Below are 15,287 nucleotides of genomic sequence, written 5' to 3' on the forward strand. Positions count from 1 at the left end.
TAAATGAAATTTAGTGAAATGTGGATACGCGAATGGATAAATCCACCTATTAGTAGCATTGAATTAGCTGATCAATTAACCATGGCTGGATTTAAAGTTAATGAATTAAAACCTGTTACTAATATTTTCTATGGAGTAGTTATTGGTGAAATTGTAGAATGCAAAATGCATCCTAATTTACATAATGTATGGATAACAAAAGTCAATAACGGGGATAATAAATTATTAAATATTGTTTGTAATGCTCCTAATTGTCGTAAAAATATTCGAGTAGCTGTTGCTCAAATAGGAGCAATGCTACCAGATGGACGTAAAATTAAATTAAAAACGATACAAGGTAAACAATCAGAAGGAATATTATGTACTTTTTCAGAATTAGGAATCACTAGTCACACGGTAGGTATAATTGAATTACCTATAAATGCGCCTATTGGAGAAAATTTTTATAACTATTTACGTCTTAATGATAATATTATTGAAATCAACATTACTCCTAATAGAGGAGATTGTCTTAGTGTAATCGGAATTTCTAGAGAAATAGCAGCTATAAATCATTTAAAATTAAAAAAAATAAAAATAGAATCAATTATTCCGACAATTAATGATATTATTCCCATTTCTATCGAAGTTCCGGATGCATGCCCGCAATTCTTTGGAAGAATTTTAAAAAACATTCATATTACTTCCCCCACTCCCTTATGGATAGCAGAGAAATTACGTCGCTGCGGAATTTGTTCAGTTAACATAGTTATAGATATTGTTAACTATGTATTATTAGAATTGGGGCATCCAATTCATGTTTTTGATTATAAAAAAATTGATGGTAACGTAATACGTATACGTTTTTCCGAAACCGGAGAAATTCTAACATTATCTGATAACAACAGTTTAAAACTATTACCAAATACAATAGTCATCTCTGATTGTAAAAAACCGTTATCAATTGCTGGAACAATCACTCCAAATAAATATTCTATTTGTTCCGAAACTCGTCATATAATATTACAATCTGCTTTTTTTACTCCGTCTGTTATCGCGAGTCAATCCACATTATATCATATGCATGATCTTTATTCCTTTCATTATGCACGAGGAGTAGATCCAAGTATATCTAAATTAGCTTTAGATCGTGTCACCTCGTTATTAATAAGAAGCTGCGGTGGTTATCCTGGCCCGATAATAAACATGACTAACAAAAGTATGTTACCAAAACCTACTAATATTATATTACATCGAACTAAATTAGACAAAATTATTGGATTTAGTATCTTAGATTCAGAAATAACACATATTTTAAAACGACTTGGTTTTCAAACAGAATTTTCAGACAACATCTGGAAAATACTCCCGCCAACTTGGCGTTTTGACATCTCTATAGAAGAAAATTTAATAGCAGAAATAACACGTATTCATGGATATAACAATATCCCTTTTGTTTCTCTTTGCACAAACTTCATAACAGATCGGTCCCACGTATCAACCATACCGTTATCAAGAATAAAAAATTTATTAATAGATCGTGGTTATCAAGAAATAATGACATATAGTTTCGTAAATTATAATATTCAAAAATTATTACACCCACAAAAAATACCATTAATTTTAAAAAATCCAATTACTTCAGAAATGTCTACTATGAGGTTGTCTTTATGGTCTGGATTAATCAAAACAGTAATATATAATCAAAATAGACAACAAAAACAAATGAAATTATTTGAAAGCGGCATATGTTTTATTCCACAAAAAAATGCTGAAAATCAAGTAAATCAAGATTTGATGATAGCTGGGATACGATCCGGACTCAGATTTAATGAACACTGGGATCTTACAAAAGTATGTCCAGTAGATTTTTACGATATAAAAGGAGATGTAGAAGCGTTGTTAAACATAACTAATAAGTTACATTGTATTAGATTTAAAAAATATACACATCCCGCATTACATTCCGGTCAAAGCGCAGCAATTTATTTGAAAAATATATGTATTGGATATATTGGAATGATTCATCCTACTGTACAAATGAAATTAAATTTACGTTCACAGGTACTAGTCTTCGAATTATCGTGGAATATGATTTCTCAATTTACATTACCTAAAATTACTACCATTTCTAAATTTCCTAAAAATTTCCGTGATATTTCTATAATAGTACCAAACAAAGTGGCTTCAGAATCGGTTATTATTGAATGTAAAAAAATTGCTAACGAAGATCAATTAATTGACATCAAATTATCTGATGTTTACACAGGTCAAAACATTGCAAAAGGTTTTAAAAGTTTTACCATTAGATTATTTTTTCAAAGTAAAACCCATACTTTAAAAGAAGAAGAAATTTCTGATATTGTTAACAAATGTTCGATAATTTTGAAAAAACGTTTCCACGGAACCTTGCGATGATGATACTCGTATTATTATTATCATTATTATTTTTAAACCCTATTTCATATTATTCTAAAAAGAATGGTTAATAAATAAGTTGTAAATAAATAATCATCTATATATGCATGCTCTTTAATTCTTGTAATTGCTTAATCTTTCAAAAATAAAAACTCATATACCCACATAGTAAGCATACATATGAAGAATAAACACCATATATAATTATATAACAATTAATTATTTAAAAAATAAAAAATACCTGCATTTTGTTTTAAAATTCATTGAATAAAATCTCAAATTTATCTAAAGATTAAAATATTTAAAGATTGTACATATATATATAATTTCTCTATCACATTGAGAAATGAAAATATATTATTGCAATAATATATAAAATAATAAAGAAACTTATATTCATTGCCATTAATGAAGCTATTTGTACTAATTACATATAATTTTAAATTAAAAAATATATAAAAATTTGCTTCCAATACTGATAATTTTAATAAAAAATAATTAAAAAATGATTATTATTAGTGATAATATAATCATATTTTACATACAAGATTTACCCTGCGATATTAAATATCGAAAAAGGAGGGACTATGTGTTCTTTGCGGTTATTATTATCTGATTCTTACGATCCCTGGTTTAATTTGTCACTTGAAGAATATATTTATAAAAATATACCTAAAAAGCAATCTATACTGTTTTTGTGGAGAAATCAAAATACAGTAGTTATAGGACGTGCTCAAAATGCATGGAAAGAATGTAATACTCGCCGTATGGAACGAGATGGAATTAAATTAGCTAGAAGAAATAGCGGAGGCGGCGCTGTGTTTCATGATTTAGGCAACACTTGTTTTACTTTTATTTCTACTCAAGAGCATTATGATAAAAGCATATCCTCTAATATAGTTTTGAATGGATTGAGTTATATTGGGATTAAGGCTATCATTTCTGGACGAAATGACATTGTCATACGTACAGAAAATGGAGAACGTAAAATTAGCGGGTCTGCATATCGTGAAACATCTGGACGTAAATTTCATCACGGCACATTACTTTTACACGTTGACATTGATAAACTTGATTATTATCTTAATCCAGATTTTAAAAAACTAGAGACTAAAGGGATTACCTCTATTCGATCAAGAGTTGCTAATTTAAATGAATTAAAACCTGGTATTAATCACCAAGAAGTATGTCTAGGATTAACAGAAGCATTTTTCCAACATTATGGAATGAAAGTAAAACCAGAAATATTATCTACAGATAATTTCTGCAAAATTCCAGAATTTTTTAAACAATTCAACAAACAAAGTGACTGGAACTGGAATTTTGGCAGCGCTCCTGCATTTACGCATCAATTGGATACCCGTTTTGATTGGGGCAGTGTAACTTTACATTGCGACATAGAACGTGGAATCATTCATCGTAGCCACATTTTCACTGACAGTCTAGACCCGAGTCCTTTAGAAATATTAGCAAAAAAATTAGTAGGTATCCCTTATAACAATAAAAGTATCCTATGTTGCTGTAAAGAATGGATGCAAAGCTGGCCTCAATACAAAAAAGAATTATCAGAGGTTTCTAATTGGTTAATCAAAACAATATCCTAATTCACTGTTAGTTTTTACTGGGCCCTAATTTTCATTAATTTTTCAGATTTTTAACATAATTACATACATGTAAATTATGCATATTGTTTATAACCAGATTCATATGAAATATTTTCGATTAATTTAAAAAAACAAATCAATGATATTTGCTTTTATAATACACTATATTGATAGGAATCCCTAAATGAGTTACATTTTACCATTTAAAACAGGCAAATCAATTTTAGAAGAATACTATTATAAAAAACTATCTTTAATGCACTATTATTAAAATAGATACTACACTAAATTTTAATAAGCATTATATATGTATGCGAATTTATAAAAATTAATATATGATGATAAACTATAACTTCTAACATAATTAGATATGTAGGATCATATCCTGGCGTACACATTTTTATACTTTTATAAATATTTATACAATCAAACAATTGAGCGTTTACTGTGATAAAATGTTTTATAAAAAATTTAAAGGAATTTATCATGAAAAATGATATCACAAAAAATATACACTACATATCTAAAAAACATGTTTCTTGGAATGGTCTAACACTAACTGATGCGGCAGCGCAACAAATTCTTCACTTAAAAAATAAAGACCCTAATATATTAGGATTAAAAGTAACCATAAAAAAATCAGGATGTGCAGGATTTACATATCTCATGGATAAAGTTATATCACTAGATGATAATAGCCTAATGTATGAACACAACGGCGCTAAATTATTCGTACCATTGTATGCCATGCCATTTATCGATGGAACCGAATTAGATTATGTGCGAGAAGGATTAAATTATATGTTTAAATTTAATAATCCTCAGGCTCAACATTCCTGTGGATGCGGTGAAAGTTTTAGCATTTAAAAACAGGTATTATTATGATGCGCAATAACTCTAACATATATGATGTTAATAGAAATTTATCTAAAAATAATGATTCGTATTATAAGGAAGGTTTTTTTACTAAATTAAATAATGAAGAGCTCAAAAAAGGTATTAATAAAGATATAATATATGCTATTTCACAAAAAAGATTAGAACCAAAATGGATGCTAGAATTTAGGCTTGCAGGTTATAATGCTTGGTGTAATATGAAAGAACCACATTGGTTAAAAGGAAATTATCAAAAACTCAACTATAATTCCTATAGCTATTTTTCTGCTCCAACATGTGCAACTACACAAAAAAACCACAAAGTACAAAAAAATACAAATACTCTCTTAAATAAATCAAAATACTTAACCACAGAAGTAGAACAAACCTTTAACAAATTAGGCATCCCAGTTCATGAAAAAGGAAACGTAGCGGTTGATGCAATATTTGATTCAGTTTCTGTATCTACTACATTCCGTAATACCTTACTAAAAAAAGGTATCATTTTTTGTTCATTTCACGATGCTATTCAAGATTACCCAGATTTGGTACGCCAGTATTTAGGAACTGTAGTATCTTTTAAAGATAATTTTTTTGCCGCACTTAATGCTGCAGTTGTATCTGATGGTACATTTGTATACATTCCTAAAAATGTACGCTGTCCTATGGAATTATCAACTTATTTTCGTATGAATTCTAAAAAAACCGGACAATTTGAACGTACTATTTTAATTGCAGATACAGGTAGTTATGTGAGCTATATTGAAGGATGTTCAGCTCCAATGCACAATAATTATCAACTTCACGCAGCGGTCGTAGAAGTTATTGTACTAAAAGATGCTCAAGTGAAATATTCAACGGTACAAAATTGGTTTTCTGGTAATCAAAACTCTCAAAGTGGCATTTTAAACTTCGTTACTAAGCGAGCGCTTTGTTCTGGAGAAAATGCTAAAATGTCGTGGACTCAATCTGAATCTGGCTCTGCTATCACTTGGAAGTATCCTAGTGTAATTTTAAAAGGAAAAAACTCTATTGGAGAATTTTTTTCAGTAGCTGTTACCAATGGTACACAACAAGCAGATACTGGAACAAAAATGATTCATATAGGAGAAAATACACGTTCAACCATTATTTCAAAAGGCATTGCTCTTGGAAACAGCCAAAATACTTATCGAGGATTAGTTAAAATTATGAAAACTGCTTCAAATTCACGCAATTTTACACAGTGTGATTCTATGTTGATAGGTAAAAAATGTAGTTCTCATACCTTTCCTGTTATTGAATCACATAATAATCATTCACAGTTAGAACATGAAGCTACAACTTCACGTATCAGCGATAATCAACTGTTTTATTGTCGGCAACGCGGAATTAATGAAGATGACGCTATTTCTATGATTGTAAATGGATTTTGCAAGGATATATTTTCTAAATTACCTTTAGAATTTTCTGTAGAAGCACAAAAATTATTAGAAATTACTTTAGAACACAGCGTTGGATAAAATTTATAATATAAGTACTTGCAATAATCATAGCATTCAAAACAGGAGAAGTCATGATGCTATTAGTAAAAAATTTGAATGTCAGCGTAAAAAATATATCTATTCTGAAAAAACTAAATTTGGAAATTAATCCCGGTGAAATACACATCATCATGGGACCTAACGGATCGGGAAAAAGTACATTATCTGCTACATTATCTGGTCAACAAGATTATACTGTTACTAATGGAGAAATATTATTTAAAAATAAAAATTTATTACTCCTGAAGCCAGAAGAACGTGCAGGAGAAGGTATTTTTGTAGCATTTCAGCATCCGGTAGATATTCCAGGAATCAGTAATCAATCATTTTTGCACCACGCTGTTAATGCTGTACGTAAATATAGACACCAACCTCTTATGGATCGGTTTCATTTTATCCAACTCGTTCAAAAAAATATGGCGTTATTAAAAATGCCTAATGACCTTTTGAATCGATCAGTAAACGTTGGATTTTCTGGAGGAGAAAAAAAACGTAATGATATTCTTCAAATGATGATGTTAGAACCATTACTATGTATTCTTGATGAAACAGATTCTGGTTTAGATATTGATGCAATAAAAATTGTTTATAATGGTCTTAATATATTAAGTGATAAAATACGTTCATTTGTGATTATCACGCATTATCAAAGAATTTTAGAGTATATTAAACCGAATTATGTTCATGTGCTACATAAAGGTCATATTGTAAAATCTGGTGATATCTCTTTAGTCAAACAGCTTGAGGAAAAAGGCTATGGTTGGTTGTCTGGATAACAAAAATCGAGTATTAAACGAATGGTACGGATTATTTAAACAAAAAAATAATATTAATCCCAATTTAGCACATAAATATTGGGAACGTATTAAAATACTTGGATTACCAAATATTAAAAAAGATAGCTGGAAATATACTGCATTTGAAGAGTTTTTAACATATAATTTTGAATTTTCTAAAAATTTTGAATTAAATACCCCGCAACATGAAAAATTAAGTTTTCCAATAGATGCTTATCGCTTAACATTTATTAACGGTCTATTTTCGCCTGAATTAAGTGATAAAAATATCGATCCATGGATCCTCAAAATTAATCGCGACCCCAATCGTCATGATATGACTAATCCCATTCAACCAGACATGTTTTTATATTTAACTGAATGCTTAAGTGATGCAACAATACACATAAATTTACCTACGAAAAAAATCACAAAAAAACCATTATATTTACTATATATTAATGAAGGATCTAACGTAAAAAATAAATTAGTTACATCTCATTATCATCACCATCTTCAAATTGGGAACGACTCTAACACATGCATCATAGAACATTTTATTAGTATAAATAAAAACGGACATTTCAGTGGCGCGCGTATGTCCATGACAACAGGAAACCGATCTAAATTAGACCATGTCAAATTAATATTTGAGAACAATGCAAGTTATCATATAGCACATAATGATATTAATGTAGGACAATCTTCAAATGTAAACAGTAGTATCTTTGTTATTCTTGGTCCTAAATTTATATCCCATCGAACCAGCGCTCAAATCAATCACTCAGGATCATCTTTATCATTAAATAGTTTACTTTTTCTATCAGAACAAGATATCGGAAACATATGTACTTATTTAGAACACAATAATCGAGAATACGCTTCAAGCAGGCAATTACATAAAATAATAGCATGTAATTACAGTGCCGGTGTTTTTAATGGGCTAATAAAAGTAAATCCAAATTCTATAAAAACTGATGGAATAATGATAAACAATAATTTGTTGTTGAACCAAGATGCAACTATTCATAGTATACCTAAACTTGAAATTTACTCAGAAGATGTAAAATGTAGTCATGGAGCAACAATAGGCCACATTGATACTAATCAGCTATTTTATCTAAGTACACGTGGTATTCCAAAAAAAGATGCTTTAAGAATGCTTATTTATGCTTTTGCTATTGAAATTATAGGATCACTTGAAAATACTATACTACAGGATCTTGTATTAAAAAGAGTTAATAAAGCTTTAGCAAGGATCATAATATGATAATCTATCCTATAGAAAAAATTAGATCAGATTTTCCTATATTAAACCGAATGATAAATAAATACCCTCTTACTTATCTTGATAGCGCCGCATCTGCTCAAAAACCTAATATTGTCATAGACTCACAAACTCATTACTATCGTAATGAATACGCTGCCGTGCATCGAGGTACTCACACGTTAAGTACTGAATCAACTAATCAAATGGAAACAGTACGCTTACGTATTGCTAATTTTATCAATGCATCTAAAGAAGAAATTGTTTTTGTCAAAAGTACTACTGAAGCTATTAACCTAATTGCTAACAGTTGGGGACACAACTTTATAAATTATGGGGATAATATTATTATTAGCGAAATGGAACATCACGCCAATATTGTTCCATGGCAAGTATTATCAAAACATAAAAAAATTGTATTACATTACATACCATTAACTCCTAACGGTACATTAGATATATCCAGATTATCCAAACTTATAAATCATCGTACGCGACTCTTATCGATATCACATATCTCTAATGTTTTAGGAACAATTAATCCATTAACAGAAATAATTAGTATAGCACGAAAAAAAAGTGATACTCTGATTTTAATTGATGGCGCGCAAGGAATCGTGCATCAATTAGTAGACGTACAAAAATTAGATTGTGATTTTTATGTATTTTCTGGACATAAAATATACGGACCTTCTGGTACTGGCATTATGTATGGAAAAAAAGAATTACTTCAAAAAATGCCCCCATGGATAGTGGGAGGCGGAATAGTAAGAAATGTAAGTTTAATTAAAGATGCAACATTTATAGATTCTCCTTGGAAATTTGAGTCAGGATCTCCTAATATTAGTGGTATCATAGGATTAGGCAATGCTATTGAGTACATCAATACAATAGGTATCGATAAAATTTACAATTACGAAGATCAATTAATGCGTTACGCTGTAGGTATATTAAAAAAAATTCCAAATATAGTATTATACGGACCAAGTACACGAGTTGGTATTATTGCTTTTAATTTGGGGATACATCATTCATATGATATTGGAATGTTGTTAAATCAATATGGCATTGCTATACGCACAGGACATCATTGCGCAATACCTATTATGAACTATTTTAAAGTACCAGGTATGTGTCGTGCATCTTTAGCTATGTATACAAACAAGGAAGATATTGATCGTTTAGCACATGGACTAATTAAAGTGCAACATTTACTGAACCAATGAACAATTACTCTAATAACGATGATAAATTTTCCAACAAAAAACCAATTATTACAAAATTTCTTAAGTTGTATTAATTGGGAAGAAAAATATATATATATAATTAATCTCGGAAAGTTATTACCTGCATTTCCAGAAAATATGCGCACACAAGAATATTTAATTTCTGGGTGTCAAAGCCAAACATGGATTGCTTTAACAACCTCTGCAAGACCTCATGACAATCTGATCAAATTATACGGATACAGCGATTCTTCTATCGTTAAGGGAATTATCGCAATAATATTCAGTTTATACCAAGGATTAAATTTACAAGAAGTCGCCAACGTTGATATTAAACCCTTTTTAATAAATCAATTAGAATTAAGACAAAACCTAAGCATGTCCCGATCTCAAGGAATACACTTGATACTAGATTCTATACAAACTCAAGCTAAATTCGCTCTTTAAACTAAGGCTATCCCAGATTAAATCTAATTATAATTAGATTTAACATTATTTTTTTATGTTTAAAGAATTCTTAAACATATATACTCTTTCCACATTTATTCCCATTACTTATGATAAGAAGTAATTTGATTGTCAATGCGTTGATTAGCTCGTGCTGCTTCATTTTTTGTTTTCTCTATTTCAGGGCGCAAAACATCTATATCGCTACTTATTTGATCAATTCTTTCGTTTAAGTCATGCACTTCAGAAGATAATTCTTTTATTTTATTTGTGCTCGCACAATTAGCCAATAAAAAAGAACTTAAAATAATTGCAGAACATATTAATCGATTACGATTCATCTTTAATACTCTCCCATATTAAACCATACTGTAATAATTTAACTTATATAAAAATATAATTAGCAAATAATTATTTATTAGTTTTTAACAAACACTCTATTGTCGTATAATATTGCTTGTGTTGAATTGATCATCTGATCGTTAAAAAAAATAAAATCAATTTGATCCAATAAAATATTCAGTAACAATCTTTTTATTTAATTTCTTGCTCTACATATAAAAAAGATCGCACTATCATTTTAATTCAATATGGTTGTCAATAACTAATGCGTTCTAATGGACTTGAACCATCGACCTCTACCATGTCAGGGTAGTGCTCTAACCGACTGAGCTAAGAACGCACAACAATACAATTTTAATAATCCATCATCAAATAGACTGTATTACTAATTTACATTATCTATTTCTTTCCGTCCTACAACTTAATCGCAATGTTTTATCAAAAACCACACTTATATGTGGTAAAATACATGTAATTTTATCATACGTCAAATGTTTTAAGAATATCTTATATTACGAAAGTACATTTTTATCACATAGATTTAAAATCATTTCAAAGTGATGTTTAACAAAAAAGAGATACATGCTATAATAGCGTTATGTATAATTTAAAATAATATTAAATAGTATTTGAAAAATATGTTTTCAGGTATTATACAAGCTGTTGTTCCAATACATGCAATTTATGAAGTAACCAATTTTAAAACATATACAGTTATATTACCCACATATCTACTCTCAAATTTAAAAATTGGTTGCTCTATATCAAATAATGGATGCTGTTTGACTGTTATTGCCATGAAATATAATTTAGTTAGTTTTAATGTAATACATGAAACACTAAAACTAACTAATATAGGTATGTTAAAATTAGGAGATTTAACCAATATAGAAAGATCGATCGGTTATCATTCTGAAATTGGTGGACATTTAATGAGCGGCCATATTGACTGCACTGGAAAAATTATAAAAATAATTACTTCAAAAAACAACAAAATAATATGGTTTAGTATAAAAAAAAAATATCTTAAAAAATATATTTTACAACAAGGATCAATTGGCGTAGATGGAGTAAGTCTTACAGTAAGTAAAATATTCAATAATTACATACGTATTTGTTTAACTCCATACACTGCAATACAAACAACGCTTGGTGGAAAAAAAATAGGCAATATAGTAAATATTGAAGTTGACATTATTATAAAATCTGCTATAAACAGCTTTGAAAGGACGTGGTCTATTATTAATTTTAAAAAAAATAATTAATGTTTATCGACATACGGATTTTATAAACACAAAATAATTATGAGAAATTAAGAAAGATTTACGTTAAATCGTTAAATGCTCTATCTACATTAATAAAAATAATATTTACATAATTAAGTTTCATTAAAAATATAATTTTAACTTTCAATATAAATAAAAAATGAATAATGCAATAGAAAAAATTAAAAATCAAATAAAAGAAAATCCTATCGTTTTATATATGAAAGGCACTCCTAGCGCTCCTAAGTGTGGCTTTTCATCAAAAGCCGCACAAATATTATCTACTTATACTCAATCATTTTTTTACATTGACGTATTGATTCATGTAGATGTTAGAAACGCTCTGCCAATATTTTCTAATTGGCCTACTTTTCCTCAATTATGGATAGAAGGAAAATTAATAGGTGGGTCTGATATCATACTCAACATGAGTCACAGCGGTACACTAAAAACTCTAATTGATCAGGTAAAACTAAGACATAATTTAAATTGAATATTTTAACTCTCTTTTAAAGAGACTTAAACATTATGTGTCTGTATAGTAGCCACTGATACAGACACATAAAAACTAGATAAGTGTAATATGAAAATGTATTTTTTATTCAAATTTATAACTCTTCTTTATAACACAAGAAGAGCCGTAACTAAATATCGAACATTTAACGATATTAAGACTCGGTACAACAAGGAGTTAATGGCCAACCGCCAAGTCTTTTCCATTTATTTACCAATTCACAAAATAACATTGCGGTGCGCTCAGTATCATATAATGCAGAATGCGCTTTGTTTTTATCAAAAAGAACACCCGCACATGCACACGCTTTAGCTAATACAGTTTGCCCAAATACTAATCCACTTAAAGTAGCTGTATCGAACATAACAAAAGGGTGAAATGGATTTTTTTTCATAAAACTTACACGTTCTACTGCTGCCATTAAAAAACTATGATCAAAAAAAGCATTGTGTGCTACAATAATAGCACGACTACATCCTTGAGTTTCGATGCCTTGGTGCACCATTTCGAAAATTTCATGTAATGCTTCTTGTTCCGTCACTGCCGCTCTTAAAGGACTATTTAAATCAATTCCATTAAACGCTAATGATTCTGGCTGAATAATAGCTCCAGGAAATGATTTAATATGAAAATTAAGAGTACCATCTACACACAACCAACCATATTCGTCCATTTTAAATGTAGCAACAGCAATTTCTAATAAAGCATTAATATTAGCGTCAAGACCTGCTGTCTCTACATCAACTACAACTGGATAAAACCCACGAAATCTTGCTCGAAGAGTACTGTGATCGTCCTTACAAATCATATTTATTATGAATATATCACATTATATAAACAGTTAATACTACCATAAATTCTAATTATATTTTTATGTTTATCGCGTAAAAATGATTGTTTGAACATTTTATGCAAAGTAGCAAATAACTATTTCTTTAAAACAACACATTTTTTATCTAAAATATAATTTTTATATAAATGTATCTTAAATTAAAATATTCATTAATTTTTAAGATAATCACGTATGTTGATACTCATTATTTAATCATTAAGATATTAAAATTTACAGAAAAAAACTATAATTTATTTATATAATAACAGATGCTTAATAAAGATATACATAACTCAGAAAAAATAATGAATAACACCAAGTTGATTTATAAAAACACACTTCTTTTAGTAATTTAATTGTTCGCAATCGAACCTCAAAGACTAGTATTGTAACATAAATAATTAAACAAACAATTTTTTTTAAATAATTATTATATTATATTATAAATTTTTATTTATTTTATATAAGTAAATTCCATTCAATAAATTATTTTTAATACTTGTATTAAAAATAATTTACACACAACAATAAATGTATGTTATACTTTAATGAATTAAATTATACATAATAACGTATCTAATTGATAAACTACGATAACGATTGTTGTACAATAAATTTATTAAATCATATTAGAATCATATTATGGATATGATTATCGCTATAATCACACGTGTGTATATTATTATCCAATTGTCTAAAACAAATAAAATTCTAAAGTAAAGTAGACTCAATTATAAGGAAGGAAAAAATTGGAATCACCATTAGGATCAGATTTAGCACGCCTCGTAAGAATATGGCGTGCTTTAATTGATCATCGTTTAAAACCTTTAAAACTTACACAAACACATTGGATTACATTGCATAATATTTGTCAATTACCTCCGGAACAATCTCAAATACAATTAGCAAAAGCCATAGGAATAGAACAACCATCTCTAGTACGAACACTCGATCAACTTGAAGAAAAATCATTAATTATAAGACATACTTGTCTGAATGATCGACGTGCTAAACGAATTACATTAACTGATAACGCTAGACCTGTTATTCATGAAGTAAATCGTGTCATTTCTATCACTAAAAATGAAATTTTTAATGGAATTAGTAATGAGGAAACAATTTTTCTAAATAAAATTATTTCTAAATTAGAAAAAAACATTATAAATTTACATAATAAGAATTAGAAAATATCATATAATTAAAGCATATATACCTGTCAATAACATTAAATAAATTTTTATATCTTATTTTCCAGATACCGTACAAATATCTGCGGATGTGTATCATATAGTATACTGAAATATATCATTATTCGTCAATTAAATTGATAATGACTCTTTTTTAACTTACATAAATATGTGCTTGAATATTTATCAATCAATTAAACTTTATCGTAAGAGCTTTAAAACCAAAACTACTATTATATCCCTTGTAGTACTTCTTGTTTATTTTAGATACAAACAAAAATGTGTTATTATACTTTATAACAACCAACATAATACCATATTATTATGCTAATAGAAAAAACTAATATTTCTAACATCAGACGAGAATATATATCTGGACAATTGCGTCATACAGATTTAACTAATCAGCCTATTCAGTTATTTTCAATATGGTTGCACCAGGCGTATTTTTCAAAAATACCTGATCCTACTGCAATGTGTTTAGCTACAGTAGATCACGCTGGTCAACCCTATCAACGTGTGGTGTTATTAAAGAATTTTACTAATAAAGAAATGATATTCTATACTAATCTTAGTAGCCGTAAGGCTATGCATTTAGCCAATAACCCAAAAGTTAGTTTATGTTTTCTTTGGAATATTATAGATAGGCAAGTAATAATAACAGGAAGTGTAGATAAACTTCCAGAAAAAGAAGTATTAAAATATTTTTATACACGCCCAAAAAATAATCAAATTAGTACATGGGTATCTAATCAATCTAAAGTTATTTCCTCTAAAGATTTACTAGAAAATAAATTTTTAGAATTTAAAAAAAATCATCTCCATAAAAAAGTACCATTTCCCGAATTTTGGGGCGGATATAAAATTAATATAAATAGCATGGAGTTCTGGCAAGGCGGAACGCATCGATTACATGATCGATTCATATATCAACGATATAAACATACATGGCGTATTTACCGTTTATCTCCATAATTACAATTACAATTTCAGTGAATTTTATGATATATAAAAAATATAACTAAACTTAA

Annotated in this window: 14 protein-coding genes and 1 tRNA gene; 12 read left to right on the top strand and 3 right to left on the bottom strand. The window is 28.6% G+C overall.

What is annotated here, in order from left to right; genetic code table 11:
• The first annotated feature begins 3 nt into the window (after positions 1 to 3).
• The 8 genes from pheT to BCHRO640_RS01865 all read left to right on the top strand — a co-directional run bounded on the left by pheT (position 4) and on the right by BCHRO640_RS01865 (position 10,116).
• Positions 4 to 2,397 carry a phenylalanine--tRNA ligase subunit beta gene (gene pheT, locus BCHRO640_RS01825; protein ID WP_015344618.1) on the top strand — a complete coding sequence of 798 codons (2,394 nt, stop codon included), beginning with the start codon at positions 4 to 6 and terminating at the stop codon, positions 2,395 to 2,397.
• Between the two features lie 587 nt (positions 2,398 to 2,984).
• On the top strand, positions 2,985 to 4,001 hold the full coding sequence (locus BCHRO640_RS01830) for a lipoate--protein ligase (protein ID WP_015344619.1): 1,017 nt from the start codon (positions 2,985 to 2,987) through the stop codon (positions 3,999 to 4,001).
• Positions 4,002 to 4,487: 486 nt separating this feature from the next.
• Entirely contained in the window at positions 4,488 to 4,868 is a 381-nt protein-coding gene (gene sufA / locus BCHRO640_RS01840) for a Fe-S cluster assembly scaffold SufA (RefSeq protein ID WP_015344620.1), read from the top strand.
• Positions 4,869 to 4,882: 14 nt separating this feature from the next.
• Positions 4,883 to 6,379, top strand: coding sequence for a Fe-S cluster assembly protein SufB (gene sufB / locus BCHRO640_RS01845; protein ID WP_015344621.1), 1,497 nt, complete (start codon positions 4,883 to 4,885; stop codon positions 6,377 to 6,379).
• Between the two features lie 56 nt (positions 6,380 to 6,435).
• Complete coding sequence (sufC, locus tag BCHRO640_RS01850; protein WP_015344622.1) at positions 6,436 to 7,176, top strand: Fe-S cluster assembly ATPase SufC; 741 nt, start codon at positions 6,436 to 6,438, stop codon at positions 7,174 to 7,176.
• Positions 7,157 to 8,446 (top strand): Fe-S cluster assembly protein SufD, encoded by a 1,290-nt coding sequence (sufD, locus tag BCHRO640_RS01855; RefSeq protein ID WP_015344623.1) that lies wholly within the window; start codon positions 7,157 to 7,159, stop codon positions 8,444 to 8,446. Before sufC ends, sufD begins: the two co-directional genes overlap by 20 nt.
• Entirely contained in the window at positions 8,443 to 9,669 is a 1,227-nt protein-coding gene (locus tag BCHRO640_RS01860; protein ID WP_015344624.1) for a SufS family cysteine desulfurase, read from the top strand. Before sufD ends, BCHRO640_RS01860 begins: the two co-directional genes overlap by 4 nt.
• A gap of 18 nt (positions 9,670 to 9,687) precedes the next feature.
• Positions 9,688 to 10,116, top strand: a complete 429-nt coding sequence (locus BCHRO640_RS01865; RefSeq protein ID WP_015344625.1) for a SufE family protein — start codon at positions 9,688 to 9,690, stop codon at positions 10,114 to 10,116.
• A gap of 104 nt (positions 10,117 to 10,220) precedes the next feature.
• On the opposite strand, the gene BCHRO640_RS01870 is transcribed toward BCHRO640_RS01865, so the two are convergent.
• Together BCHRO640_RS01870 and BCHRO640_RS01875 are read right to left on the bottom strand one after the other, a co-directional pair.
• On the bottom strand, positions 10,221 to 10,457 hold the full coding sequence (locus BCHRO640_RS01870) for an LPP leucine zipper domain-containing protein (protein WP_015344626.1): 237 nt from the start codon (positions 10,455 to 10,457) through the stop codon (positions 10,221 to 10,223).
• Positions 10,458 to 10,724: 267 nt separating this feature from the next.
• Positions 10,725 to 10,798 (bottom strand) — tRNA-Val (locus BCHRO640_RS01875).
• A gap of 298 nt (positions 10,799 to 11,096) precedes the next feature.
• On the opposite strand from BCHRO640_RS01875, the gene BCHRO640_RS01880 reads away from it, so the two are divergent.
• Positions 11,097 to 11,723: a riboflavin synthase gene (locus BCHRO640_RS01880; protein ID WP_015344627.1), complete on the top strand. Its 627-nt coding sequence runs from the start codon at positions 11,097 to 11,099 to the stop codon at positions 11,721 to 11,723.
• Between the two features lie 160 nt (positions 11,724 to 11,883).
• The gene (grxD, locus tag BCHRO640_RS01885) at positions 11,884 to 12,216 is read left to right on the top strand and encodes a Grx4 family monothiol glutaredoxin (RefSeq protein ID WP_011282911.1); all 333 of its coding nucleotides are present in this window, start codon (positions 11,884 to 11,886) and stop codon (positions 12,214 to 12,216) included.
• A 175-nt stretch (positions 12,217 to 12,391) separates the two neighbouring features.
• Here grxD and rnt read toward each other — a convergent pair whose 3' ends face one another.
• Positions 12,392 to 13,045, bottom strand: a complete 654-nt coding sequence (gene rnt / locus BCHRO640_RS01890; RefSeq protein WP_015344628.1) for a ribonuclease T — start codon at positions 13,043 to 13,045, stop codon at positions 12,392 to 12,394.
• Between the two features lie 773 nt (positions 13,046 to 13,818).
• On the opposite strand from rnt, the gene slyA reads away from it, so the two are divergent.
• On the top strand, positions 13,819 to 14,253 hold the full coding sequence (gene slyA, locus BCHRO640_RS01895) for a transcriptional regulator SlyA (protein WP_015344629.1): 435 nt from the start codon (positions 13,819 to 13,821) through the stop codon (positions 14,251 to 14,253).
• 327 nt (positions 14,254 to 14,580) lie between these two features.
• Positions 14,581 to 15,231, top strand: a complete 651-nt coding sequence (gene pdxH / locus BCHRO640_RS01900) for a pyridoxamine 5'-phosphate oxidase (RefSeq protein ID WP_015344630.1) — start codon at positions 14,581 to 14,583, stop codon at positions 15,229 to 15,231.
• Positions 15,232 to 15,287 lie beyond the last annotated feature (56 nt).

Origin of the sequence: Candidatus Blochmanniella chromaiodes str. 640, from assembly GCF_000331065.1 — a bacterium.
Classification (GTDB): domain Bacteria; phylum Pseudomonadota; class Gammaproteobacteria; order Enterobacterales; family Enterobacteriaceae; genus Blochmanniella; species Blochmanniella pennsylvanica.